We start from the raw sequence: 24,683 nt of genomic DNA on the forward strand, positions 1-24,683 counted from the left end.
GTTGCAGACGACCGGGCGGCGAATCGCGAGCGAATCAGCAATCACACGTTGAAACGGAACTCCACCACGTCGCCGTCTCGCATGACGTAGTCCTTGCCCTCGAGGCGCGCCTTTCCCTTGGCGCGGGCCTCGAGCACGGATCCGGTCTCGATGAGATCGTCGAACGAGATCACCTCGGCCTTGATGAAGCCCTTCTCGAAGTCGGTGTGGATCACGCCCGCGGCCTGCGGCGCCTTCCAGCCCTTGCCGATGGTCCAGGCGCGAGACTCCTTCGGGCCGGCCGTGAGGTAGGTCTGCAGCCCCAGCGTCTCGAAGCCGATGCGTGCTAGTTGGTCGAGCCCCGATTCCTCCTGGCCCGTGGACGCCAGCAGTTCAGCCGCGTCCTCGGGATCGAGGTCGATGAGCTCCGACTCGATCTTCGCGTCGAGGAAGATCGCCTTGGCGGGGGCGACGAGCGCCTCCAGCTCGGCCTTGCGCGACGCATCCGTGAGCACGCCCTCGTCGACGTTGAAGACGAAGATGACTGGCTTCGAGGTGAGAAGCCCGAGCTCCTTGATGGGCCCGAGGTCGATGCCGCTGACCGACAGCAGGTGACCGCGCTCGAGCGTATCCTTCGCCTGGTTCGCGGTGTCGAGCACGGCGGGATCCGCTTTCTTACCCCGCACTTCCTTCTCGAACCGGGGAATCGCCTTCTCCAGCGTCTGCAGGTCGGCGAGCATGAGCTCGGCATTGATCGTCTCCATGTCGGATGCCGGGTTGACGGCCCCGTCGACGTGAACGACATCGTCGTCGGAGAACCCACGCACCACCTGGGCGATCGCATCGGCCTCGCGGATGTTCGCGAGGAACTGGTTGCCCAGCCCCTCTCCCTCGCTCGCGCCGCGCACGATGCCGGCGATGTCGACGAACGACACCGTCGCAGGAAGGATACGCTCGCTGCCGAAGATGCCGGCCAGCGTCTTCAGGCGCGGGTCGGGCAGGTTCACCACCCCGACATTGGGCTCGATGGTCGCGAACGGGTAGTTCGCCGCGAGCACGTCGTTCTTGGTGAGCGCGTTGAAGAGGGTGGACTTGCCGACGTTGGGCAGTCCGACGATTCCGATGGTGAGAGCCACGGGGTACGAGTCTACCGGCGCCGGACGGGGATGAATCGACTCCGTCGCGGCGCGCCTGACGTGATTCCGTCCTGCGCCCCGCGAGGGTGGATGCGTGGCCCTGGATTTCACCGCGATCGACTTCGAGACGGCGAACTCCTCCCCCGCCTCCGCCTGCTCGGTCGGCCTGGTTCGCGTGCGCGGCGGCGAGGTCGTCGCCACCGCGGGATGGCTCATCCGCCCTCCTGCCGGTCATGACGAGTTCCAGACCTGGAACGTACGCATCCACGGCATCCAGCCCGACGACGTCGCGGCGGCCGACGGGTGGAGCGAGCAGCTCGACCGACTCTGCGCATTCGCCGGCGCCGACGTTCTCGTGGCGCACAACTCCGGGTTCGACCTCAACGTGCTGCGTCGCGCGTGCGAGGCGACGGGAGACGCTCCTCCGCCCTATCGTTCGCTGTGCAGCCTCCAGGTCGCGCGCAAGGTGTACCAGCTCGACTCCTACCGTCTGCCCATCGCTGCGGCCGCCGCCGGGTTCGGCGCATTCGCTCACCACGATGCACTGGCCGACGCGAAGGCGTGCGCACAGATCGTCATCGACGCCGCGCAGCGCACGACCGCAGGCAGCGTGGATGAGCTGGCCGATGCGCTCGGCATCCGGGTCGTCGAGCCGCGGTTGCCTGCAGAGCGCGCCGCTGCCTGATCCTCCCCGCGGCGATGTCGGTGCCCCGCGCCATGATGACTCCATGGACGCTCTGACCATCATCGTCATCGCCACGGCGGCACTGCTGTTCGGCGCGGCGCTCGGCTGGCTCATCGGCCGAGCGCGCAATGCCGCCGCTCTCGCGCGCGCCGAGGCCGAGACCACCGCGCTGCGAGAAGAACGCGATCGGCAGTACGACCTCTACCGCGACGCCGTCGAGCACGCCCGCAGTGAGCAGCGCGAGAACGCCGAACGGGCGCAGCGCGAGAACGCCGTCATCACGGCTCTCGCGCCCGTCAGCGAGTCGCTCCATCGCATGCAGCGTGCCGTCACGACCCTCGAGCAGGATCGCCAGGCGCAGTTCGGCGCGCTCAGCGAACAGCTGCGGCGCGCCCACGAGAGCGATGAGGCGCTGCGTGCCACGACGGAGTCGCTCGCCGGCGCACTGCGCTCCACGTCGACGCGCGGCGTCTGGGGTGAGACGCAGCTGCGCCGTGTCGTCGAGGCCGCGGGACTCACCCGGCACGTGGATTTCGATCTGCAGGAGACGATCCGCTCCGACCACGGGCGCGGTCGCCCCGACATGGTGATCCGCCTGGCCGGGGGCGCATCGATCGCCGTGGATGCGAAGGTCCCCCTCGACGCCTACCTCGAGGCCAGCGCGCTCAACGGCACCGATGAGCCGCGCCGTCGCATCCTGATGCAGCAGCACGTGCGCGCCGTGCGCGCCCACGTCGACGCCCTGTCGAAGAAGGCGTACTGGTCGGGGCTGGAGTCGAGCCCCGAGTTCGTCATCTGCTTCCTGCCGAGCGAGTCGTTGCTCGCCTCGGCCATCGACGAGGACCCAGCACTGCTCGATCACGCCTTCGGCAAGCGGATCGCGCTGGCCTCTCCGGTCAACCTCTGGGCGGTGCTTAAGACCGTCGCCTACACCTGGACCCAGCAGGAGGTCTCCAGCGAAGCGCGCGACCTCCTCGCACTCGGCACGCAACTGTACGAGCGGGTGGGCGTCATGGCCCGTCACGCCGACGACCTGCGCAAGGCGCTGGAACGCACGGTCGACAGCTACAACCGCTTCGCCGGCTCGCTCGAGAACCGCGTGCTCGTGACCGCACGGCGCTTTCCCGGGATTGATCCGAACGGCCTGGACACTCCGCCGGCGATCACCGATAGTACGCGTCGATTCGGCGCCGAAGAACTGAATCTGCCCGAACCCCGTGCACACGAACCCGATGCGGAGTCCCCGCTGACCGCCGAGATCGGCGATCTGAGAGCACGTCTCGACGATGCGGATGCGGTGGAGGTCAGGCCCCGCCGGGAACCCAGCTGAGCAGAGCGACAACGGCGCCGGAGAACACGACGAAGGCGCCGATCATCCACCACGCGCTGACTTCGTGCCCCTCGTCGTGACGAACCCGGAACAGTACGTCGGTGCGGCGCTTCGCATCCATCTCGACGACGGTGATGCTGCCGGTGTCGGTGACCGTCGTCTGCCGGTACACGTTCTCGGTTGTCATCATGTCCCCTCTCGAAGCGGTTCTCGCAGCCGCGATCCGCAACGAATGCCGCCTCTATTGTGCCAGCCGCGCGGGAAGCATGTCGGAGAACAGCCCGAATCGGCCATACCGGCTCGATAACGAAAGCATCCGGCTCAGCCGTGCGATCGTCAGAGCAGGATCAGAGCCACTTCGAGACGAGGTGATCGGAGGACACGCGACGCAGCGTTCCGGAGGCTCCGCGGAGCACGACGCTCTCCGTGTACACGTATCCGCCCTCACGGCGCACACCGGCCACGAGCTGTCCGTCGGTGACGCCCGTGGCGACGAAGATCGTGTTGTTGCCCTTGACCAGGTCGTCGGCCTCGTAGACCTTGTCCATGTCGAGGCCGGAGTCGATGCCGCGCTGACGCTCGTCGTCATCGCGCGCCCACAGGCGGCCCTGGATGTGCCCGCCCAGCGCCTTGATGGCGCACGCGGTCACGATGCCCTCGGGGCTGCCGCCGATGCCGACGCACATGTCGGTGCGCGCGGCGTGACGTGCGGCATTGATACCGCCCGCGACGTCGCCATCCGACATGAGGCGGGTGCCGGCTCCCGCCTCGCGGATGTCGTCGATGAGCTGCTCGTGGCGGGGACGGTTGAGCACCGAGACGACGATCTCATCGACCGGCTTGCCCAGCGCCTCGGCGAGTCGGCGGATGTTCTCGCCGATCGGCAGGCGGATGTCGACGACGCCGACACCGGCGGGGCCGGTGACGAGCTTGTCCATGTAGAAGACACTCGACGCGTCGAGCATCGTGCCCCGATCGGAGACGGCGATCACCGAAAGCGCGTTCTGACGACCGGCCGCCGTGAGCGAGGTGCCATCGATCGGGTCCACCGCGATGTCGCACGCCGGGCCCTTGCCGGTGCCGACGTGCTCACCGTTGAACAGCATGGGAGCGTTGTCCTTCTCGCCCTCGCCGATGACGACCCTGCCGTCGAAGGCGACGGTGCCGAGGAACGCGCGCATGGCATCGACCGCGGCGCCGTCCGCCGCTTCCTTCTGCCCTCGACCGATGAACGGCACGGCGCGGATGGCCGCGGCCTCGGTCGCGCGCACGAGCTCGAGAGCGAGGTTGCGATCGGGGCGAAGAGGGCTGAGGTCTTCAGTCAGGCTCACCATGCCTCCAAGCCTAGGGCGGTGCGTCGTGCACGACGGCGAAATTCACAAGCGCAGTGAGCGAAAGTTCGACCGTTCTTAACATCGCTCACACCATCCGGTGCGGACGACCCCGCTCATCGCCGCTCGTGCCTGCACAGCACGGCGATAGAGTGTCTCTGACCCCCGCCGTACAGCACAGGAGATGCCATGCCCGTCGCCACCCCGGACCAGTACGCCGAGATGCTCGATCGCGCGAAGGCGGGCGGATTCGCCTACCCCGCGTTCAACGTCTCCAGCTCCCAGACGATCCACGCCGTGCTCCAGGGCCTGACAGAGGCCGGCTCCGACGGCATCATCCAGGTGACCACGGGCGGTGCCGACTACTTCGCCGGCCACACTGTCAAGGCGCGCGCCACCGGCGCCCTCGCGTTCGCGAAGTTCGCCACCGAGGTCGCGAAGTCGTACCCGATCACCGTCGCGCTGCACACCGACCACTGCCCGAAGGATGCCCTCGCCGGCTTCGTCGAGCCCCTCATCGCCGCCAGCGAAGAAGAGGTCAAGGCCGGCCGCAACCCCATCTTCCAGTCGCACATGTGGGACGGCTCGGCCGTGCCGCTGCAGGAGAACATCGAGATCGCCAAGGATCTGCTCCCCCGCATGAAGAACATCAACGCCATCCTCGAGGTCGAGATCGGCGTCGTCGGCGGCGAGGAGGACGGCGTCTCGCACGAGGGCTCCAACGAGGCCCTGTACACGACCTTCGCCGACGTCGATCAGGCGGTGCAGGCCCTGGGCCTGGGCGATCAGGGCCGTTACATCGCCGCGCTCACGTTCGGCAACGTGCACGGCGTCTACAAGCCCGGTGGGGTCAAGCTCCGGCCCGAGCTGCTCGGCGACATCCAGGCCGACGTCGCCGCCAAGTACGGCACGGGCCCGAAGCCGCTCGATCTCGTCTTCCACGGCGGCTCGGGATCGACCGACGAGGAGATCGCGCTCGCGGTGGCCAACGGCGTGATCAAGATGAACATCGACACCGACACGCAGTACGCGTACACCCGTGCGATCGCCGACTACATGTTCAAGAACTACGACGGCGTGCTCAAGGTCGACGGCGAGGTCGGCAACAAGAAGCAGTACGACCCCCGCGCCTGGGGCAAGATCGCGGAGTCGGCCATGGCCGCCCGCGTCGTCGAGTCGACCAAGCAGCTCGGCTCGGCGGGTCAGTCGCAGAGCTGACGCACCGCCCTCGAGTGCCCCGGTCGCTTCGGCCGGGGCACTTTCGTCTTCCCTCTCCGCCGTCGCTACTCGGCGGCGGGCGCGTCGATCGGCTGGAAGACCTGGCGATCCTCATCGACGTCGGTCTCGACCGTGTCGACGGTGTCGTCCTCGCCGTGCAGGCGCAGGGCGGCGTCGGCGAACTGCTCCTCCAGCGCCCGGATCCCCGCCGGGGCGTCTCCCGCGGCGAGCGCAGCCAGCAGCGTGTCGTACGTGGGCGAGACGGAGCGGCGCACGGTGTACCCGTCGGCGACGCTGAAGCTGGCGATGCGGGTCTGCATGACCAGGGCCGCCATGGCGCGGGAGAGCCGTTCGCTGCCGGCAGCGTCGACGAGCACCTGGTGGAACTCCAGATCGGCGTTGCCGATGGTCATGGCGTCCTCGCCGCGGCTGGCTCCAGCGTATTCGTCGAAGGCGACGCGGATGCGCTCGAGCACGGCGGCATCGCCGGTGCGGGTGATGATCCGCACGGCCTGCGCTTCCACGGCGAGGCGCATGGCATAGACGTCGTCGATGTCGTCGCCCTCGATGACGGCGACGCTCATGCCGCGGCCGGGGACGGAGACGAGCACGCCGTCTTGCACGAGCCGCTGGGCGGCCTCGCGCAGCGGGCTCCGACTCACGCCCAGCTGCGAGGCGATCTCGACCTCCCGCAAGGGCGCCCCGACGGGAAGCGCGCCGGAGAAGATCGCCTTACGCAGCTCGATCGCGATGAGATCGACCGTGGACAGGCGTGGCACGCGCAGCACGGACGCCCGGCCGACGGATCGGGGCATCTCACGGGGCATTCACGTCTCCTCTGCTCGCGGACGCGCGGAGCGTCTGATGATCAATTGTCGCCCCATCGGAGCCGTAAGACATGCACGACCCTTCGGCAACATTTTTGTCTCATTGTCGACAATCCGCGCGTCTGATTGTACTTGCATCGACAGAATCCGTATCGTGAACCGCGGCCGTCGCGCCCGAGCACGGTTGTCCAATCCGCGAGCACCCTCGCATGTTCACGAGGCCCCGCGACGAACAGGGAGCACTATGAGAAAGCGCACAGCAGCACGACTCGCACTCGCTACCACGGGGGTGCTGACGCTCGCCCTCGCCGGATGCGCATCCGGCGGCGACGGCGGTTCCGCATCCGGCGAGGACAGCGGCCAGAGCACCCTCGAGCGGCTGCAGGAGGAAGGCACCGTCACGCTCGCGATCAACGGCGAGCAGCCCTACTCGTGGATCGGCGACGACGGCGAGCCCACGGGCGCGACCATCGCCATCCATAAGGAGATCTTCTCCAACCTCGGCATCGACAACATCGAAGTGGAGCAGGTCGACTGGGACAACCTGATCCCCGGTCTCAACGCCGGGCGCTGGGATGTCGTCAGTGCCGGGATGTCGATCCTTCCCGATCGATGCGAGCAGGCCGCCTTCAGCGACCCCGAGATCATGTACACCACCACGCTCGCCGTGCCCGCGGGCAACCCCAAGGGCCTCAGCGACCTCGACTCCGTGCTGGCATCCGGCGGCGACGTGAAGCTCGCCATCCAGTCCGGCGCGATCGAGGCCGGGTACGTCGAGCAGCTGGGCGGCTACAGCAACACCGTCGAGGTCGACAGCGCCGCCAATGGGCTGGAGACCGTGGCATCCGGCCGCGCCGACGCCTTCGCGCTCACCGCCGTGTCGCTGAACTGGATGACGGAGGACATGGACGACCTGGAGACCACCGAGGCGTTCGTGCAGGAGATCGACGGCGTCAAGCAGATCGGCGCCGGCGCCACCGTGTTCCGCGCCGCGGACTCCGAGCTGCGGGAGGCATACAACGAGGAGCTGGCCAAGATCACCGGCGACGAGCAGGCCTACCTCGACCTCGTGGAGCCGTTCGGATTCACCGCCGAGAACCTGCCGCCCGAGAACGTCACGACCGAGAAGCTCTGCGCCGGCGACCTCGCCGACCTGCAGTGACGACGAGAGGCTGAACCGACTCTCGTGAGCGAGAACCTCGACGCGCTCGGGAGAGCGCTGCCGCGGCTGTTCGACGGGTTACTGATCACCCTCGAGCTCAGCATCGGCGGCGCTCTCCTGGCGTTCCTCATCGCCGTCGGCCTCGGGCTGATGGCCCGGCTCGACAACATCGTGCTGCGCGGCATCGCCCGCACGATCATCGAGTTCTTCCGCGGCACGTCGCTGCTGGTGCAGCTGTTCTTCCTGTTCTTCGTGCTGCCGCTGCCTCCGATGAACGTCGAGCTGCCCGCCGTCGTCGTCGGCATCGTCGGGCTCGGCCTCAACTACGGCGCCTATGGCGCCGAGGTGGTGCGCGGCTCCATCAACTCCGTGCCCGTCGGCCAATGGGAGGCGACCACCGCCCTCAGCATGGGACGGATGCAGCGGATGTGGCGCATCATCTTCCCCCAGGCCTGGGCGCTGATGCTGCCGTCGCTGAACAATCTGCTCATCCAGCTCATCAAGGGCACCGCCGTCGTGTATCTGATCACGATCATCGACCTCACCGCCGTGTTCAACGACCTCCGCCAGGAGACGCGCGACGTCTTCTTCACATACTCCCTCGCGCTGGTGGTCTACTTCGGCATCGCCTACGCGTTCTCCGGTCTGATGACGCTCCTCGAACGGCGTGCCAAGCGTCGCCTCGGCCAGGCGCCGCGGCGCACAGCCTCGGCCGTCGCCGCCGCGGTGGGAGGCGCACCATGATCGACGACTCGCTCTGGAACTGGCAGCACGTCTGGGCGGCGCTGCCCGACATGCTGTGGAAGTTCCTCACCGTGACTCTCCTCGTCACGGTCGTCGGCAGCGCCATCGCCGCACTGCTCGGCCTGCTGATCGCGCTCGCGCGCCGCACCGCACCGCGCCCCATCGCCGCCGTCCTCACGTTCGTCATGAACTTCGTGCGGATGACACCGCTGGTGGTGCAGCTGCTGTTCATCTACTTCGCCTTCACGAGCATCGATCCGCTCGTGATCGGCATCGTCGTGTTCGGCGTGCACTACGCCACATACATGGCGGAGGTGTATCGAGCCGGCATCGACTCGATCCCGGTGGGGCAGTGGGAGGCGACGACGGCGCTGTCGATGTCGCGCCGCCGCACCTGGGTCGCCGTCATCATCCCCCAAGCCGTGCGGGCGACCGCTCCGGCGCTGGGCAACTACGTCATCTCGATGTTCAAGGAGACGCCCTTCCTCGCCACCATCACGGTGGTCGACATGCTGGGCGCGGCGCAGACCTACGGCGGCAACCACTTCCGGTACATCGAGGTGATCACGATGGCGGGCATCCTGTTCCTCGTCGCGAGCTACCCGACCTCCCTCCTCGTGACTCGATTGGAGAAGCGCCTTGCCTACCACTGAACAGACCCACACTGGAGCCCTCCGGCTGGACGACGGCGACGTGCCCGCCATCCGCTTCGACAAGGTGGTGAAGCGCTTCGGTGACAACGTCGTGCTGGACCAGCTCGACTTCACCGTCCGCCAGGGCGATCGCGTCACTCTGATCGGACCGTCGGGATCGGGAAAGACGACCATCCTGCGCCTCGTGATGACTCTCGAGGAGGCCGACGACGGCTACATCCTCATCGACGGGCGACCTCTCACGCACGAGTCGCGCGACGGCAAGCGGGTCGAGCTGAAGGAGAAGCACAAGAACGAGATGCGAAAGCGCATCGGCATGGTCTTCCAGCAGTTCAACCTCTTCCCGAACATGACCGTGCTGGAGAACATCATCGAGGCACCCGTGCATGTGCTTCGCCAGTCGAGGGCGCAGGCCGTCGCCCGCGCGCACGAACTGCTGGGAATGGTGGGCCTGCCCGACAAGGCCGATGCGCACCCCACCCAGCTCTCCGGGGGTCAGCAGCAGCGCGTGGCGATCGCCCGCGCCCTCGCGATGGATCCCGAGATCCTGCTGCTCGATGAGGTCACCAGCGCCCTGGATCCCGAGGTCGTCGGCGAAGTGCTGGGCATCCTCCGCGATATCGCGAAGAACACCGATGTGACGATGCTCATCGTCACCCATGAGATGCAGTTCGCCCGCGACGTGTCGAACCGGGTGCTCATGTTCGACGGTGGTCGCATCGTCGAAGAGGGCTCGCCCGAGCAGATCTTCACCGACCCTCAGGAGCGGCGCACGAAGGACTTCCTCTCGGCCGTGCTCTGACCGCTCGGGTCGCGGCGGCTGTCAGGATGCGCCGCCCGCCCCGGCGTTCAGCGCGTCGAGGAAGGCGGGGTCGCCGAGCAGCGGCACCGTCAGGCACACGGATGCGGCGACGGTGAACACCACCGCGCCGACGAGCGGCACCCACCACGCGGAACGGCCGGCCCGCAGACGCATCGCCGCCCATCCGGCGGTGAGTGTCCACCCGGCGATGAGCACGACCGCGGCGATGATCCCCCACAGCTTGCCCTGCGCGTGATTGGTGAACTCGCCCTGCGCACCCATCATCGACAGCGCCTGGTTCATGAGCGTGGTCATATCGCTGTACGCGACCGCCGACGAGACCACGGTGAACAACCCGTAGCCCAGCAACGCCAGCGTGATGATGCGGTCCGCCGGATGCGTCCGCCGCGCTTCCCCGGCTGACGAACGCGGCGCCGCAGACGCGGTCGACGCGCTGCCGGGCCGAGCCGTCGGCGCGGACGTCGACGGTTCCGCGTCCGCGACCGGCTCAATCGATCGGCCTGCGCGGCGGGCCTGCTCCTCGGGGCTGGCGTACTCGCCGAACTGAGGATGGGAACCGGAGGCGGCAACGGGGTCGGACACGCCGCCATCGTATAAGCGCCGCCTTGGAGCGCGCTCAGCGATTGAAGCGCTCAGCGGCTGCGTCCGCCGAGGCCGCGGGCGTCGCGCTGGCCCGACGCATCCTGGCGCAGCTCCTTGGGCAGGGAGAACATGAGATCCTCCTCGGCCGTGCGCACCTCGTCGACGTCGCCGTATCCGGCGTCCGCGAGCGCGGCGAGCACTTCGTGCACGAGCACCTCGGGAACCGAGGCGCCGCTGGTCACGCCGACGGTCTCGACGCCATCGAGCCATTCCTGCCGGATCTCGTCGGCGTAGTCCACCCGGTACGCGGCCGCGGCCCCGTATTCGAGGGCGACTTCCACGAGGCGCACGCTGTTCGACGAGTTGGCAGAGCCGACGACGATCACGAGATCGGCATCCTTCGCGACCTTCTTGATCGCCACCTGCCGGTTCTGCGTCGCGTAGCAGATGTCGTCCGACGGCGGGTCATGCAGCTCGGGGAAGCGCGCTCGCAGCCGTTCGACGGTCTGCATCGTCTCATCGACCGAGAGCGTGGTCTGCGACAGCCAGACGACCTTGGACGGATCGCGCACCTCGACCGTGTCGGCCTCGGCCGGAGAGTTCACGATCGTGACGTGCTCGGGGGCCTCGCCCGCCGTGCCCTCGACCTCCTCGTGGCCCTCATGGCCGATGAGGAGGATCTCGTAGTCGTCGCGCGCGAAGCGCACGGCTTCACGGTGCACCTTGGTCACGAGCGGGCACGTCGCGTCGATGGCGTTCAGCCCGCGATCGGAGGCGGCGTCGACCACCGCCGGAGAGACGCCGTGGGCACTGAAGACGACGTGCGCGCCTGCGGGCACCTCATCGACCTCGTCGACGAAGATCGCGCCCTTGGCCTCGAGCTCGGTGACGACGTGGATGTTGTGCACGATCTGCTTGCGCACGTACACCGGCGCGCCGAAGCGCTCCAGCGCCTTCTCCACCGCCACCACAGCGCGATCGACGCCGGCGCAGTAGCCGCGCGGGGCCGCCAGCAGTACCCGCTTGTGTCCGTCCACCGGGATATCCTGAAGGCGCACGTTCGCCTCGGCTCGACGCGAACGGGGAACGCGCGGCACGGGAAGCGGAACAGCGGTCGAAGTCACGGCTCGAGTCTACCGGCGCGCACTGCACAGAAGCCCGGAACAGCCCACGGAAGGAGCCGGCATGACCTCCTTCCGATCCGACGACGTCGCCGGCGAGGCCCCACCGGCCGATGCCGTGGCTCCTCGCGACTCCACCGCCGACGCGCCCACCTCGGTCGCACGGCTCAACGCCACCATCCGCGACTTCGTCGCCCGCTGGAACACGGTGTGGGTGGAGGGCGAGATCACGTCATGGAACCTGCGCGGCGGCAACGTCTTCGCGCGGATGAAGGACACCCGCTCCGACGCGCAGGTCTCGCTGCGCGTCTGGTCGACCGTACGCGCGCGCATCCCTGCTGATCTGGGCGTGGGCGATCACGTGATCGCCGCCGTCAAGGCCGACTACTTCGTCAAGGCGGGTGATTTCAGCTTCATCGTGTCGTCGATGAAGCCCGTGGGCCTAGGCGATCAGCTCGAGCGTCTGGAGAAGCTGCGCGTGCAGCTGCGCCATGAGGGGCTGTTCGCCGCCGAACGCAAGAAGCCGCTGCCGTTCCTCCCCCACGTGATCGGACTCATCACGGGCGAGAGATCCGATGCCGAGAAGGACGTGCACCGCAATGCCGAGCTGCGCTGGCCGCATGTACGCTTCCGCACCGAGCACGCCGCCGTGCAGGGCGACCGCTGCGTTCCCGAGACCCTCGCCGCACTGGAACGACTGGATGCCGACCCCGACGTCGACGTGATCGTCATCGCACGCGGCGGCGGCGATCCGCAGACCCTCCTCGGCTTCAGCGACGAACGCCTCATCCGCGCCGTCGCCGCTGCGCGCACCCCTGTCGTGAGCGCGATCGGGCACGAGAACGACCACCCGCTGCTCGACGACGTCGCCGATCTGCGCGCGTCGACCCCCACGGATGCGGCCAAGCGCGTCGTGCCCGACGTCGGCGAGCAGCGCGCGCTCATCGCGCAGCTGCGCTCGCGCGCGACATCGCGCGTCTCGCAGCGCATCGCACACGACATCGCCCAGCTCGAGCAGCTCCGCTCGCGCCCCGTGCTGCGCTCGCCCGAGCCCGTGATCGAGCGCCGGGCGCAGGAGGTCTTCCTGCTCGCCGCGCGCGGGCGCGACGCCGTGACCCGCGGTGTGGAACGCGCGGGCCGGCACACAGATGAGCTGCGCGCCTCACTCCGCGCGCTGTCTCCCGCCGCGACCCTCGCCCGTGGCTACGCGATCGCACATCTGGATGGCGGGGTCATCCTCCGCGATGCGGCGGATGCCGAAGCCGGCACGGCGTTGACGGTCACGCTGGATCGCGGATCGATCCGGGCGACATCCGAGGGCGAGATCGGCGAAGGCACTGCACCCGTCTCCGAGTGACGATGGGCCGAGTGACGACGGGCCGAGCAACCGCGGGCGGGAGCGCCCGTAGAATGGAGAGGTGACCGTGAGCGAGGATTCCGCGCCCGAGGCGCCCGACGACGCCGACCCCGCGACCCTCACCTTCGAGCAGGCCCGCGACGAGCTCGTCCGCGTGGTCGGCGAATTGGAGCAGGGGGCGCCCACCCTCGAGCACTCCCTCACACTCTGGGAGCGCGGCGAAGCCCTCGCGGCGCGCTGCGAGGAATGGCTGCTCGGCGCCAAGCGGCGTCTCGAGGCAGCCCGCGACGACGCGAGCGGAGATACGCCGTCATGACCCGCGAATCCGCACCGATCGTCGCCGAGCTCGGCCGCCCCGAGACCGCCGAAGAGACCGCCGGCCGCAAGGCCGCCGCCTCGGCCGCGTACCGTTCGAGCCAGACCTTCCGCAGCCTCATCGCCGCGCTCATCGTCACGGTCGGACTCGTCGCGATCATCGTGTTCATCGTGCCGCGCGGCGAACCGGCCACTCCCGCGTCCGTCGATGTGGCCGCCGCCGCGGCCAACGTCGAATCAAGCCTGGACCGCGCCGCGATCGTGCCGGATCTCGGCGACGAATGGCGCGCCAACGGGGCCGTGCTCGAGGGCGGCTCGCCCTCGGTCTGGACCGTGACGCTGGCGCCCGCCGCCGAAGACGAACGAGGATTCGTGCGCCTCGCGCAAGCCTTCGACGCCGAGGCCTCCTGGGCCGCGACGCAGCTCAAGGGCGCATCCCCTACGGGCACCGTGAACATCGACGGCCGCGACTGGGACGAGTACTCGATCTCGCATCCCGACCAGACCGGCAACATCTCCTACGCGATCGGTATACAGGCCGGCGCCGATTACATCCTGTTGGCGGGATCGCGATCGGCGACCTCCACGGCGCAGTTCGCCGCGACACTGACCGCGCAGATCGACCGCATCGCAAACGCAGAGGAAGCCCGATGACACTGACGACGCTCAGCCCCGACGAAGCATGGACCGAGATGCTGGAGGGCAACCGTCGCTTCATCGCCGGCGCCCCCGCGCATCCGCATCAGGATGTCGACCGCCGGGCCGAGCTCGCGAGCGGCCAGGGCCCCATCGCGACGCTGTTCGGATGCTCCGACTCGCGTCTGGCCGCCGAGATCATCTTCGACAAGGGTCTCGGCGACCTGTTCGTCGTGCGCAACGCCGGCCAGGTGACGGGCGAGTCGATCGTGGCGAGCCTGGAGTACGCCGTGGAGATCCTCAGCGTGCCGCTCATCGTCGTTCTCGCGCACGACTCGTGCGGCGCCGTGCGCGCCGCGATCGACGGCACCGCCATCGACGCCGCGCCCCTTCCCCCGCACATCTGGCGCCTGATCGCCCCGATCGTGCCCGCGGCCCGCAAAGTGCTCGCCGCCTCGGGCGGCACGACGCCCGCCGACATCGACGCCGAGCTCGTCGGCCGCGAGCATCTGCGCAACACCGTGGCGAGCATCCTGCACTCGTCGGAGTTGATCTCCACCGCCGTCGCCGAAGGGCGCGTGGGCATCGTCGGCGCCAACTACAAGCTCGCCGAGGGCACCGCGGTGCCCATCGTCTCCGTGGGGCTCGCGACCGACGCGGCCCTCGCCGATCAGGCCTGAGGCCCGTCAGGGCTCAGACCGCCACCCCGTCACATCTGGAGGAACAGCAGTGGCTGACATCGAGTACCGGATCGAGCACGACACCATGGGCGAGGTTCGCGTGCCCGCGAACGCGCTCTACAGCGCCCAGACGCAGCGCGCCGTGGAGAATTTCCCCATCTCCGGCAAGGGCCTCGAATCCGCGCAGATCGCCGCCCTGGCACGCATCAAGAAGGCCGCCGCCCTCGCCAACAAGGATCTCGGCACTCTCGACGGCGCCATCGCGGATGCGATCGCCCGGGCCGCCGACGAGGTCGCCACGGGCGTGCACGACGGTGAGTTCCCCGTCGACACGTACCAGACCGGGTCCGGCACGTCGTCGAACATGAACATGAACGAGGTGCTCGCGACCCTCGCCACCCGCATCCTCGGCTCCGAGGTCCACCCCAACGACCACGTCAACGCCTCGCAGTCGTCGAACGACGTGTTCCCGACCTCGGTGCACATCGCCGTGACCCAGGCGCTCATCGACACGCTCATCCCCTCGCTCGATCACCTCGCCGTGGCGCTGGAGAAGAAGGCCGAGCTGTGGAAGGGCGCCGTCAAGTCTGGCCGCACCCACCTCATGGACGCCACGCCTGTCACCCTGGGGCAGGAGTTCGGCGGCTACGCCCGCCAGATCCGCCTGGGCATCGAGCGGGTGCAGTCGGCGCTCCCCCGCGTCGCGGAGGTGCCGCTGGGCGGCACCGCTGTCGGCACCGGCATCAACACGCCGCTCGGGTTCCCGCAGAAGGTCATCGCGCTGCTGGCCGCCGAGACCGAGCTGCCGATCACCGAGGCGAAGGACCACTTCGAGGCGCAGGCCAACCGCGACGGCCTCGTCGAAGCATCCGGCGCCCTGCGCACGATCGCCGTGTCGCTGACGAAGATCAACAACGACCTGCGCTGGATGGGCTCGGGCCCGAACACCGGGCTGGGCGAGCTGCATATCCCCGACCTGCAGCCGGGTTCGTCGATCATGCCGGGCAAGGTAAATCCCGTCATCCCCGAGGCCGTGCTCATGGTGAGCGCCCGTGTCATCGGCAACGACGCCACGGTCGCGTGGGCCGGTGCATCCGGCGCCTTCGAGCTCAACGTGGCCATCCCGGTCATGGGCACCGCGCTGCTGGAGTCGATCCGGCTCATCTCCAACGCCGTGCGGGTGCTCGCCGACAAGGTCGTCGACGGTCTGGAGGCCAACACCGAGCGTGCGGCCGCGTTCGCGGGCATGAGCCCCTCGATCGTCACCCCGCTGAACAAGGTCATCGGCTACGAGGCCGCAGCGAAGATCGCCAAGCACGCGGTCGCCAAGGGCATCACCGTCCGCGATGCGGTGATCGACCTCGGCTACGTCGAGCGCGGCGAGATCACCGAAGAGGTGCTCGACCAGAAGCTCGACCTGCTCTCGATGACGCACGCCGGCTGATCCGCCGCCGTTCGGGGTCGAAACTTCCGCCCGATCTGCACACCGTGCCCCGTTCTGCATAGGACCTGTGTGGAACCGGATGCTGTCCGCAACACGGTGTGCAGATCGGGCGCCACCGCTCGTCCTCCACAACCTCGCGACGACGCCATCCTGTCCACAGACCGAGGGATACCGGGGTTCACGTCCTGTCTCCGCTGACAGGGTGATCGTCATGCTCTCCGCTTCCGACACCATCCGTCGCCTGGGCGGTCTCGCCCGCGGCGCGGACCTTCAACGCATCGGGTTCGATCGCGCTGCTCTCTCCCGACTCGTCGCATCGGGCCAGATCGAGCGTCTCCGACCCGGTGTCTTCGGCGTCGCGCCGATCTCTCCCGCCGTACGTGCGGCCACGATGCATGGCGGGGCTCTCACGTGCGTCAGCGTGCTCCGGGCACACGGGGTGTGGACCCTCCCTGCCGACGACGGTCCGCACGTCTGGCTGGGTGCGGGCCGCCATGGGCACCCGCACGACGGATGCTCGTGCACACCGCACTACTATCGCGGCCGTCCTCCGCTCGGCACCGCGACCATTCCCACGGCTCTGCTGCATCTGCGTCGCTGTGCGGGAGACGAAGCGTTCTTCGCCGCGCTGGAGTCGACTCGAGCCAAACGACTTCTGAACCGAACAGCGGTCGCAAGGATCCGATCTGCCCTGCCCGCCAACGCACGCTGGTTGGTCGATCTGTCGCGCAGCGATTCGGGCAGCGGATTGGAATCCCTTCTGCGACTGAGGATGCATGTTCTCGGTATCCGACTCGACTGCCAAGTACCGATCGCGGGCGTGGGTCGCGTCGACTTCGTGATCGAGAAGCGCCTCATCATCGAAGCAGACGGACAGGAGAATCACGCCGGCCCCGACAAACGGCACAAGGACCTCGTGCGGGATGCCGCGGCATCCGCTCTCGGATACGAGACCCTTCATTTCGACTATGCGCAGATCGTGCACGACTGGCCGACGGTGCAGAGGTCGATCCTGGCAGCCCTCCACCGCGGACAGACCTTCTGACTCCGCCCGATCTGCACAACGTGCCCCGTTCTGCACACCAATCGACGCCGACGGTGTGCGGAACGGGGCACGGTAGGCAGAACCTGGCTCAGCTGAGCTCGTCGCCCTCCAGCAGCTGGGTGACGAGTGCGGCGATCGCCGAACGCTCGGAGCGCTGCAGCGTCACGTGCCCGAACAGATCGTGGCCCTTCAGCGTCTCGATCACGCTGGCGACGCCGTCGTGCCTGCCGACGCGGAGATTGTCGCGCTGCCCGACGTCGTGCGTCAGCACCACCCGCGAATTCTGCCCCATCCGGCTCAGCACCGTCAGCAGCACATTGCGCTCCAGCGACTGCGCCTCATCCACGATGACGAAAGCATCGTGCAGGGAGCGCCCGCGGATGTGCGTGAGCGGAAGGACCTCGAGCATCCCGCGCTCGAGCACCTCGTCGATGACGTTGGTCGAGACGACCGAGCCCAGCGTGTCATAGACGGCCTGACCCCACGGGTTCATCTTCTCGCCCTGATCGCCGGGGAGGTATCCCAGCTCCTGCCCGCCGACGGCGAACAGCGGCCGGAAGACGATGATCTTCTTCTGCTGCTGCCGCTCGAGCACCGCCTCGAGCCCGGCGCAGAGGGCGAGCGCCGACTTGCCCGTGCCGGCACGACCGCCCAGCGAGACGATGCCGACCTCCGGATCCATGAGCAGGTCGATCGCGATCCGCTGCTCGGCGGAGCGGCCGTGCAGCCCGAAGACCTCCTTGTCGCCGCGAACGAGCGAGAACTCTCCGTCGCCGGTGACCCGACCCAGGGCCGAGCCCCGCTCGGAATGGATGATCAGACCGGTGTTGATCGGCAGGCCGAGCGCCTGCTCGCTGGTGCCGACCTCGCTCTCGTACAGATCACTCATCTCGTCGCCCGACAACGCGAGCGGGGCGATCCCGGTCCATCCGGAGTCCACCGCCTGCTCGGCGAGGTATTCCTCGGCGCTGAGTCCGAGAGACGCGGCCTTGACCCGCATGGGAAGGTCCTTGGACACGATCGTGACATCTTGCCCGTCGCGCTGCAGCGTGGCCGCCGTGGCGAGGATGCGCGTGTCGTTGTCGCTGAGGCGGATGCCTGCGGGAAGGACCGAGACGTCGATGTTGCCGAGTTCGACGCGCAGCGTTCCGCCGTCGCCCACCTCCACGGGGAAGTCGAGCCGACCGTGCTCGATGCGCAGCTCGTCGAGATGCCGCAGCGCGCGTCGGGCGAAATAGCCCAGCTCCGGATCGTGGCGCTTCGCCTCGAGCTCGGAGATCACGACGACGGGCAGCACGATGGAGTGCTCCGCGAAGCGGAACAGCGCCTGCGGATCACTCAGCAGCACGGAGGTGTCGAGCACATATGTGCGAAGAGCCGTGTCATCCTGCGACACGGCTCCGGACTCTGCGGCCTCTCGGGTGGGCTGCTGCGCTGAACGTGTGGTCACGATCCACTCCCGACCCCGGGATCACTCCCGGTTCATAACGAGTCGACCAGGGCCACGAGTCGCGATCCTGAAGGCCGACTCGATCGGGCGCCGTGCCCGATGCACTGAACGTACGACTGCGCGGCGACCCCGGCGTGCTCCGACACGCGGCGAACACGTTAAGAGCCGATGAATTGCCGGTGCGACGACGGCTGGTGCTCACTTGCCGAAGCGGCGGTCGCGATCGGCGTAGTCGCGGATGGCGCGCAGGAAGTCGACCTCGCGGAGATCGGGGCCGAGCGCCTCGACGAAGTAGAACTCGCTGTGGGCGCTCTGCCACAGCAGGAAGTCGCTGAGCCGCTGCTCACCGCTCGTGCGGATGACGAGATCCGGATCGGGCTGGCCGCCCGTGTACAGGTGCTCACCGATCATCTCCGGTGTCAGCTGCGAGGCGAGATCCTCCATCGTGCCGCCGGAGGCGTCGTGCTGCGCGATGATGCTGCGCACCGCGTCGACGATCTCGTTGCGCCCGCCGTAGCCGACGGCGAGGTTGACGTGCAGCCCGGTGTTGCCTGCCGTGCGCGCTTCGGCGTCGGCCAAGAGCCTGGCCAGCTCGTCGGGCAGGATCTCGGTGCGCCCCACGTGCTTGACCCGCCACGAGCGCGCGTGAGAGAGCGCGTCGGCGAGCTCTCCGATGATCTCGATCAGATCTGTGAGCTCGGCGGAGTCGCGCTTGCGCAGGTTGTCGGCCGAGAGCAGGTACAACGACACGACGCGGATGCCGAGGTCATCGCACCAGCCGAGGAACTCACGCATCTTGGCCGCACCCGCCCGATGCCCGTGCGCGGGCGATGCGAAGCCCAGCTGCCGTGCCCATCGCCGGTTTCCGTCGATCATCATCGCCACATGGTGAGGCACGGTCGCCGGGTCGAGCCGGCGGCGCAGCCGACGGCTGTACAGCCGGTAGAGCGGACCGCTCCCCTGCTCCGACGCTGCATTCACATCCCTACGGTATCGCGCAGCGCCGGCTCCACCGCGACGTTCCGACCATCGGTGCAAAGGTCGTCGTGGAGCGCACAGGTCATGTGCCATGCAAGGAATGCGCGAACGCATACAGTGGGCGCATGAGCAGTGATACCCGGCCCGGCGGTCCCGATGTCCCGCAGCTGCCCCTGCTGGAGGCCGCCGCCGCCGATGCCGCAGTGGAGATACGTCCCACGTGGCGCGGCTGGATCCATGCCGGCACGTTCCCGGTGGCCATCGCGGCCGGGATCGTGCTCATCGTGCTCGCGCACGGCACGCCCGCCAAGTGGGCATCGGCGGTCTTCATGGCCAGCTCGTTGCTGCTGTTCGGCAATTCGGCGCTGTACCACCGATTCGACTGGCGGCCGGCCGTCAAGGTCGTGCTCAAGCGCATCGACCACGCGAACATCCTGCTGCTGATCGCAGGCACGTACACGCCGATCGCCGTGCTCGCACTGCCCCCGCAGAAAGGCACGATCCTGCTGTGCCTGGTGTGGGGCGGGGCCGTGCTCGGCATCCTGTTCCGGGTGTTCTGGATCAACGCCCCGCGCTGGCTCTACGTCGCGCTCTACCTGCTGCTGGGCTGGGCCGCGGTCATGTACCTCGTCGACCTCGTCACCGCGAACATCGCCATGATGGTGCTCGTGTGCGCGGGCGGCCTGCTGTACACCTTCGGCGCGGTCGTCTACGCGATGAAGCGCCCCAACCCGTGGCCGGGACGCTTCGGCTTCCACGAGATCTTCCACGTGTGCACCGTGCTGGCGTTCCTCTGCCACTGGACGGCGTGCCTGCTCATCGCGCTCAAGCCGCTGTCCCCCTCCCTCGGCATCCCGGGCTGACACTGGGAACCCGTGGAGGCGCGTCAGCCCTTGACGGCGCCCGAGACGAGTCCGCTCGTCATCCGCCCCTGCACGATGACGAAGAACACGATGACCGGAAGGGCGACGATCGTCGAGGCGGCCATCACCTGGGCCCAGTCGATCGCTTGGGTGGCGCTCTGCTGCACGAACCCGCGCAGCCACAGCGGGAGGGTCTTGTTGTTCTCCATGGTGACCAGTGCGATGGTGAACTCGTTCCAGCACTGCAGGAAGGCGAAGACGCCCGAGGCGACGAGTCCGGGAGCCAGCAGCGGCAGGGTGATGCGGATGAAGGCCTGCGTGCGGCTGAGTCCGTCGATCATGGCGGCCTCTTCGAGCTCGGCGGGCACGCCGGCCACGAAGCCGCGCAGCATCCAGATCGTGAAGGGCACGACGGCCGCGACGTAGAGGATGCTCAGACCGAGCACGTTGCTGAGCAGACCGAGCGTCGACATCATCTTGTACTGCGCGATGAACAGGCCCTCAGCCGGAAGCATCTGGATGAGCAGGATCGTGACGATGAAGCCCACGCGGCCGCGGAACTTGAACCGACTGATCGCCACCGAGGCGAGGAATGCGCAGACCAGGCACACCGCGACCGACAGCAGCGTGACGGTGACGCTGACGCCCAGTGCGGAGAAGAACGCCGGAGTGAGCACGCGCTCGAAGTTGATGAACGAGCCGCCGATCGGCACGAAGGTCGGCGTGGCCGATTCGAGGTCGGCGGTGGACAGCATGGACGAGTTGATCATCCAGTACACCGGGAACGCCCAGAACGCGGCGAGGACCAGCGCGAGGATGCTCCACAGCCATACCGAGAGGCGGAACCGTCGGCGGCGCCGCGGGATCCGGTGCGACGCCGCCGCGGCGTGGGTGACGGACGCTGTCGTGCGCGGGACGGACGACGCGGCCGTGGTCGGTGATGCATGGGCGGTGACGGTCATCATCGGGCCTCTTCCTTGACGAGACTGCGCACATAGAACCAGCTGATGGCGATGGTGAGCGCGAGCACGAAGATCGACATCGCCGCTCCCCCGCCGTAGTCGAATCCGGCCACGCCGGTCTTGTAGATGTAGGTGCCGAGCAGGTCGTAGTCGGTGGACTTGGGGCCGGCATCCTGCAGCAGGGTGATCTGGGCGAACACGCGGAGGTCCCAGATGAGGTTGAGCAGCAGCACGATCGCGATGATCGGCTTGAGAACCGGGAAGATGATGAAGCGGAAGCGCTGCCAGGCTCCGGCGCCGTCGAGCTGCGAGGCCTCGACGACCTCGCCGTTGACCTGGGTGAGGCCCGCGTAGGCCGAGAAGGCGACGAAGGGCACCGACATCCACGTCACGATGAGCCCCGCGACGAGGAAGAACAGCACCGGTGTGGTGCCGATCCAGTTGAAGCCCGTCATGTCGACGCCGGGAATCAGACTGAGCAGGTAGTTGATGACGCCGCTGCGGCGGTCGAAGAGCCAGATCCAGACGGTCATGGCGGCGATCACCGGCATGGCCCAGGCCAGCAGCAGCGCGATCTGGAGGATGAGCCGCACGGCTCCGGGGACCTTGCTCATGAGCAGCGCAAGGAGCACTCCGATGACGATCGTGATGACCGCCGTGATGATGCAGAAGGCGATGGAGCGGAAGGCGACGCCCCAGAAGGTGGAGTTGGTGGCGATCGCGATGTAGTTGTCGAACCAGACGAAGTCGGGGGCCTTGCCCCCGAGCTGCTGCATCGCCCCGTACTTCTGGAACGAGGTGACGACCTGCCAGATGACCGGGTAGCCCATGCCGAGCAGGAGCACGGCGACGGATGCGGAGATCAGCAGGTACGGCGCCCACGAGCGCCGGCGAGGCGACGCGGCCTCCGCGCGGGTGCGGGAGGTCGTGGCTGTCACGGTCGAGGTCATGGATTCACCTTTGCATCCTCTGGTGGGGAGACGAGACGGGGGCGGGCTGACGCCCGCCCCCGTCCAGTGCATCAGCCGTTGATGATGGCGTCGATCTTCTTGTCGTACTCGGCGGCCAGGGCGGTGACGTCGCCGCCCTCCGCGATCTTGCCGAAGAACTCCTCGAGGATCTTCTGGCCCTCGACTGCCGCCCAGCCCGGGGCCGCCGGGGTGAGCTTGGAGCCCAGTGCCGAGTCGATCAGCGCGGTGGCGAACTGGTCATCGCCGAGCGACGACACGAAGTCGGTGTTCGCCGGGCCGAGGCCGTTCTTGCCGAGCAGTTCCTGGTACTCGTCGGAGAAGATGATGCGCAGCAGCTCCTTGGCACCGGCCTGCTTCTCGCTCTTGGCCGAGATGGCGACATTCGAGCCACCGGCGAAGACCGGGGCGACCTCGCCCTCCTTGACGCCGGGGAGCGGGAAGACGCCGAACACGTCGTCGTTCCACTCGCGGACCTCGGCACCCTCGTCGTTGTCACCGGTGTAGTCACCCACCGACCAGTGCGCCCAGCCGGGTGCGATGATCGTCGCCGCCGTCGGGGCCGCGCCGTTCTTGTCGTTGTTGATGTTGACCCACGGCGTGGAGTCGTCTTCGGTCGACGGAGCGTTCGAGGCGTTCTCGAAGAGGTCCTGGAACTGCTCCAGGCCCGTGATGCTCTTGTCGTCCGACAGCGTGGAGACCCACTTGTCGCCGTCCTTCTTGGCGAGCTCGCCGCCGTTGGCGAAGATCCAGGAAACGCCGTTGCGCCAGTCCTGGCCGCCGATGTAGAAACCGGACTGGCTGTCGGTGCGCAGCTTCTTGACGTCCTCGTTGAACTCGGCAAGGGTCTTGGGCTGCTCGAGGCCGGCGGCCTCCCAGATGTCCTTGCGGTAGGTGATGTAGCGCGAACCGAAGTAGTACGGCAGGGCGTACTGCTTGCCGTCGACCGTGCCGACGTCGACGAACGACTGCAGCAGCTTGTCGCCGCCGAGGTCCTTGTAGATGCCGCTCAGGTCGGCGAAGGCGCCCGCGGTGGTGAAGGTCGGCGACCAGGTGTTGCCGATCTCGGTGACGTCCGGCGTGTTCTTCGCGTCGGGCAGCTGGTTGCTGAGCTTGGTGAGTGCGTCGCTCCAGTCCTGCTGCTCGATGGTCAGCTTGCCGCCGGTGGCCTCCTTGTACTGGTCGACCAGGTACTGGCGGGCCTCGTCGGGAGTGTCGCCGCCCATGACCCAGAACGTGATGTCCTGGCCCTTGGCGCCTTCGGTGTCGAACCCGCTGGCGTCGCCGCCGCCCGATGCGCCGGCGGTGCTGCAGCCGGCGAGGGTGATTGCCGCGATCCCAGCGATCGCGACGGCTCCGAGCTTCCTGTTCATTCTTCTCTGCCTCTCGGTTTCCCCGGCTTCCATGCCGGAGGTGTGCTGTCGGATTGAGAACCGCACGTCATCGTGTTCTCGCGGTTCGGTTCGTGTCGATGTTTTTGTTAGTACAGCTGACGAACTAATCCTATGCAAGCCGTTTTACCGAACCGTTATCAACGACGGACGACCCGGAACGGATCCGGGTCGTCGAAGGCAGGGGAACAAGGGGCGCTACGACTTCGGCCCGGCTTCATCCGCGTCGCTGTCGGGAGCCGATGCCGCCTGCTCCTCGGCGTCCAGTTCGGCGCGCACCTCTTCGCGGTAGCGCACGCGGCGCACTCGGCGCAGCATGTCCCAGATCAGCAAGCCGACCACGACGACGAGCACCGCCACGATCGCGAAGCCCACGGGGCCGGGCGTGACGAGCTCGGGATCGACCGTGGGGGTGGGAGTCGGCGTCGCCGCGGCAGCTCGTACGAGGAGCTCGATCATGTATCCGCCTCCCGGCATCACGCGTTAACCTGGAACTCCAGCCTAACGATCGGAAGACGCCCCCGTGACGATGCCCGTGACGACCCCCGCCGAACTCGACGAGCGGTACGGGCGCACCGGTTCGAAGCGCGTCCCGTGGATCGTCGGCGGCGCCCTCGCCGTCGCCGTCGTGGGCGTGGCCGGATGGATGACCGTGCGCTCGGCGATGGACGACGTCGACATCACCGGAACCGGGTACCGGGTGATCGACGAGCACTCCGTCACGGTCGACTTCCAGATCACCGCCCCTCGCGACCGAGACGTGCACTGCATCGTCGAGGCGCAGGACGAGGAGTTCGGCGTCGTGGGATGGAAGGTCGTGGAGTACCCGGCATCGGCCGACCACGCCCGCGCCTTCTCGGAGACCGTGCCCACCGTCGCGCTCGCGACGACGGGTTTGGTGAACTCATGCTGGGTCGCCTAAACTCGGTCTGAAGAAGTCGACGCCCCGGCAGGTGCCGGGGCGTCTTGGCATATCCCGGCCAGGATGCCGGATCGCCCTCGT

At 68.0% G+C, this 24,683-nt stretch carries 27 protein-coding genes; 15 read left to right on the plus strand and 12 right to left on the minus strand.

The window, feature by feature from the left end; genetic code table 11:
• Positions 1 to 41: 41 nt before the first annotated feature.
• The gene (gene ychF / locus BKA02_RS00615) at positions 42 to 1,115 is read right to left on the minus strand and encodes a redox-regulated ATPase YchF (protein ID WP_179430320.1); all 1,074 of its coding nucleotides are present in this window, start codon (positions 1,113 to 1,115) and stop codon (positions 42 to 44) included.
• A gap of 94 nt (positions 1,116 to 1,209) precedes the next feature.
• Here ychF and BKA02_RS00620 point away from each other — a divergent pair, with 94 nt between their 5' ends.
• Complete coding sequence (locus BKA02_RS00620; protein ID WP_179430323.1) at positions 1,210 to 1,800, plus strand: exonuclease domain-containing protein; 591 nt, start codon at positions 1,210 to 1,212, stop codon at positions 1,798 to 1,800.
• Positions 1,801 to 1,843: 43 nt separating this feature from the next.
• On the plus strand, positions 1,844 to 3,130 hold the full coding sequence (locus BKA02_RS00625) for a DNA recombination protein RmuC (RefSeq protein WP_179430325.1): 1,287 nt from the start codon (positions 1,844 to 1,846) through the stop codon (positions 3,128 to 3,130).
• On the opposite strand, the gene BKA02_RS00630 is transcribed toward BKA02_RS00625, so the two are convergent.
• Both BKA02_RS00630 and glpX read right to left on the minus strand, forming a co-directional pair.
• Positions 3,105 to 3,317, minus strand: a complete 213-nt coding sequence (locus tag BKA02_RS00630) for a UDP-N-acetylmuramyl pentapeptide phosphotransferase (RefSeq protein ID WP_179430327.1) — start codon at positions 3,315 to 3,317, stop codon at positions 3,105 to 3,107. The genes BKA02_RS00625 and BKA02_RS00630 overlap by 26 nt on opposite strands.
• A gap of 160 nt (positions 3,318 to 3,477) precedes the next feature.
• Complete coding sequence (gene glpX / locus BKA02_RS00635) at positions 3,478 to 4,464, minus strand: class II fructose-bisphosphatase (RefSeq protein WP_179430329.1); 987 nt, start codon at positions 4,462 to 4,464, stop codon at positions 3,478 to 3,480.
• A 186-nt stretch (positions 4,465 to 4,650) separates the two neighbouring features.
• Here glpX and fbaA point away from each other — a divergent pair, with 186 nt between their 5' ends.
• Positions 4,651 to 5,679, plus strand: a complete 1,029-nt coding sequence (gene fbaA, locus BKA02_RS00640) for a class II fructose-bisphosphate aldolase (protein WP_179430331.1) — start codon at positions 4,651 to 4,653, stop codon at positions 5,677 to 5,679.
• A 65-nt stretch (positions 5,680 to 5,744) separates the two neighbouring features.
• On the opposite strand, the gene BKA02_RS00645 is transcribed toward fbaA, so the two are convergent.
• Positions 5,745 to 6,506: a GntR family transcriptional regulator gene (locus BKA02_RS00645; protein WP_179430334.1), complete on the minus strand. Its 762-nt coding sequence runs from the start codon at positions 6,504 to 6,506 to the stop codon at positions 5,745 to 5,747.
• A gap of 244 nt (positions 6,507 to 6,750) precedes the next feature.
• Here BKA02_RS00645 and BKA02_RS00650 point away from each other — a divergent pair, with 244 nt between their 5' ends.
• From BKA02_RS00650 to ehuA, 4 genes are read left to right on the plus strand one after another with little or no spacing between them, the layout of a single operon-like run.
• Positions 6,751 to 7,668, plus strand: coding sequence for a transporter substrate-binding domain-containing protein (locus BKA02_RS00650; RefSeq protein ID WP_179430336.1), 918 nt, complete (start codon positions 6,751 to 6,753; stop codon positions 7,666 to 7,668).
• A gap of 24 nt (positions 7,669 to 7,692) precedes the next feature.
• Positions 7,693 to 8,412 carry an ectoine/hydroxyectoine ABC transporter permease subunit EhuC gene (gene ehuC / locus BKA02_RS00655; RefSeq protein WP_179430338.1) on the plus strand — a complete coding sequence of 240 codons (720 nt, stop codon included), beginning with the start codon at positions 7,693 to 7,695 and terminating at the stop codon, positions 8,410 to 8,412.
• The gene (gene ehuD, locus BKA02_RS00660; protein WP_179430340.1) at positions 8,409 to 9,065 is read left to right on the plus strand and encodes an ectoine/hydroxyectoine ABC transporter permease subunit EhuD; all 657 of its coding nucleotides are present in this window, start codon (positions 8,409 to 8,411) and stop codon (positions 9,063 to 9,065) included. The genes ehuC and ehuD overlap by 4 nt, the downstream gene beginning before the upstream one ends.
• A complete protein-coding gene (gene ehuA / locus BKA02_RS00665; RefSeq protein ID WP_370467877.1) occupies positions 9,052 to 9,867 on the plus strand; it encodes an ectoine/hydroxyectoine ABC transporter ATP-binding protein EhuA in 816 nt (271 codons plus the stop codon). Before ehuD ends, ehuA begins: the two co-directional genes overlap by 14 nt.
• Before the next feature lie 21 nt (positions 9,868 to 9,888).
• Here ehuA and BKA02_RS00670 read toward each other — a convergent pair whose 3' ends face one another.
• Together BKA02_RS00670 and BKA02_RS00675 are read right to left on the minus strand one after the other, a co-directional pair.
• On the minus strand, positions 9,889 to 10,470 hold the full coding sequence (locus BKA02_RS00670) for a DUF6264 family protein (protein WP_179430342.1): 582 nt from the start codon (positions 10,468 to 10,470) through the stop codon (positions 9,889 to 9,891).
• Between the two features lie 50 nt (positions 10,471 to 10,520).
• On the minus strand, positions 10,521 to 11,567 hold the full coding sequence (locus BKA02_RS00675; RefSeq protein ID WP_179435077.1) for a 4-hydroxy-3-methylbut-2-enyl diphosphate reductase: 1,047 nt from the start codon (positions 11,565 to 11,567) through the stop codon (positions 10,521 to 10,523).
• Positions 11,568 to 11,655: 88 nt separating this feature from the next.
• Here BKA02_RS00675 and xseA point away from each other — a divergent pair, with 88 nt between their 5' ends.
• The 6 genes from xseA (at position 11,656) to BKA02_RS00705 (ending at position 17,068) form a co-directional block, all read left to right on the plus strand.
• A complete protein-coding gene (xseA, locus tag BKA02_RS00680) occupies positions 11,656 to 12,948 on the plus strand; it encodes an exodeoxyribonuclease VII large subunit (RefSeq protein WP_179430345.1) in 1,293 nt (430 codons plus the stop codon).
• A gap of 61 nt (positions 12,949 to 13,009) precedes the next feature.
• On the plus strand, positions 13,010 to 13,264 hold the full coding sequence (locus tag BKA02_RS00685) for an exodeoxyribonuclease VII small subunit (protein WP_343045306.1): 255 nt from the start codon (positions 13,010 to 13,012) through the stop codon (positions 13,262 to 13,264).
• Positions 13,261 to 13,917: a DUF4245 family protein gene (locus tag BKA02_RS00690; RefSeq protein ID WP_179430347.1), complete on the plus strand. Its 657-nt coding sequence runs from the start codon at positions 13,261 to 13,263 to the stop codon at positions 13,915 to 13,917. Before BKA02_RS00685 ends, BKA02_RS00690 begins: the two co-directional genes overlap by 4 nt.
• Positions 13,914 to 14,579 (plus strand): carbonic anhydrase, encoded by a 666-nt coding sequence (locus tag BKA02_RS00695; RefSeq protein WP_179430349.1) that lies wholly within the window; start codon positions 13,914 to 13,916, stop codon positions 14,577 to 14,579. The genes BKA02_RS00690 and BKA02_RS00695 overlap by 4 nt, the downstream gene beginning before the upstream one ends.
• A 49-nt stretch (positions 14,580 to 14,628) precedes the next feature.
• A complete protein-coding gene (locus BKA02_RS00700) occupies positions 14,629 to 16,023 on the plus strand; it encodes an aspartate ammonia-lyase (protein WP_179430351.1) in 1,395 nt (464 codons plus the stop codon).
• A 211-nt stretch (positions 16,024 to 16,234) separates the two neighbouring features.
• Positions 16,235 to 17,068 (plus strand): type IV toxin-antitoxin system AbiEi family antitoxin domain-containing protein, encoded by an 834-nt coding sequence (locus tag BKA02_RS00705; protein ID WP_179430353.1) that lies wholly within the window; start codon positions 16,235 to 16,237, stop codon positions 17,066 to 17,068.
• An 88-nt stretch (positions 17,069 to 17,156) separates the two neighbouring features.
• On the opposite strand, the gene phoH2 is transcribed toward BKA02_RS00705, so the two are convergent.
• Positions 17,157 to 18,464 (minus strand): RNA 5'-3' helicase PhoH2, encoded by a 1,308-nt coding sequence (gene phoH2, locus BKA02_RS00710; RefSeq protein ID WP_343045432.1) that lies wholly within the window; start codon positions 18,462 to 18,464, stop codon positions 17,157 to 17,159.
• A gap of 252 nt (positions 18,465 to 18,716) precedes the next feature.
• Complete coding sequence (locus tag BKA02_RS00715; protein ID WP_343045307.1) at positions 18,717 to 19,499, minus strand: isoprenyl transferase; 783 nt, start codon at positions 19,497 to 19,499, stop codon at positions 18,717 to 18,719.
• Positions 19,500 to 19,621: 122 nt separating this feature from the next.
• Here BKA02_RS00715 and trhA point away from each other — a divergent pair, with 122 nt between their 5' ends.
• On the plus strand, positions 19,622 to 20,359 hold the full coding sequence (gene trhA / locus BKA02_RS00720; protein ID WP_179430360.1) for a PAQR family membrane homeostasis protein TrhA: 738 nt from the start codon (positions 19,622 to 19,624) through the stop codon (positions 20,357 to 20,359).
• A gap of 23 nt (positions 20,360 to 20,382) precedes the next feature.
• On the opposite strand, the gene BKA02_RS00725 is transcribed toward trhA, so the two are convergent.
• The 4 genes from BKA02_RS00725 to BKA02_RS00740 form a co-directional block, all read right to left on the minus strand.
• On the minus strand, positions 20,383 to 21,324 hold the full coding sequence (locus tag BKA02_RS00725; protein WP_246285945.1) for a carbohydrate ABC transporter permease: 942 nt from the start codon (positions 21,322 to 21,324) through the stop codon (positions 20,383 to 20,385).
• Entirely contained in the window at positions 21,321 to 22,271 is a 951-nt protein-coding gene (locus tag BKA02_RS00730) for a carbohydrate ABC transporter permease (protein WP_179430362.1), read from the minus strand. Before BKA02_RS00730 ends, BKA02_RS00725 begins: the two co-directional genes overlap by 4 nt.
• Positions 22,272 to 22,342: 71 nt before the next feature.
• On the minus strand, positions 22,343 to 23,662 hold the full coding sequence (locus tag BKA02_RS00735; protein WP_179430364.1) for an extracellular solute-binding protein: 1,320 nt from the start codon (positions 23,660 to 23,662) through the stop codon (positions 22,343 to 22,345).
• Between the two features lie 216 nt (positions 23,663 to 23,878).
• Positions 23,879 to 24,139 (minus strand): hypothetical protein, encoded by a 261-nt coding sequence (locus BKA02_RS00740; RefSeq protein WP_179430366.1) that lies wholly within the window; start codon positions 24,137 to 24,139, stop codon positions 23,879 to 23,881.
• A 70-nt stretch (positions 24,140 to 24,209) separates the two neighbouring features.
• Between BKA02_RS00740 and BKA02_RS00745 the strand changes: the two genes are divergently transcribed.
• Positions 24,210 to 24,602 (plus strand): DUF4307 domain-containing protein, encoded by a 393-nt coding sequence (locus BKA02_RS00745; RefSeq protein ID WP_218844618.1) that lies wholly within the window; start codon positions 24,210 to 24,212, stop codon positions 24,600 to 24,602.
• The last annotated feature ends 81 nt before the right edge of the window (positions 24,603 to 24,683 follow it).

This window comes from Microbacterium pseudoresistens, from assembly GCF_013409745.1.
GTDB lineage: Bacteria > Actinomycetota > Actinomycetes > Actinomycetales > Microbacteriaceae > Microbacterium > Microbacterium pseudoresistens.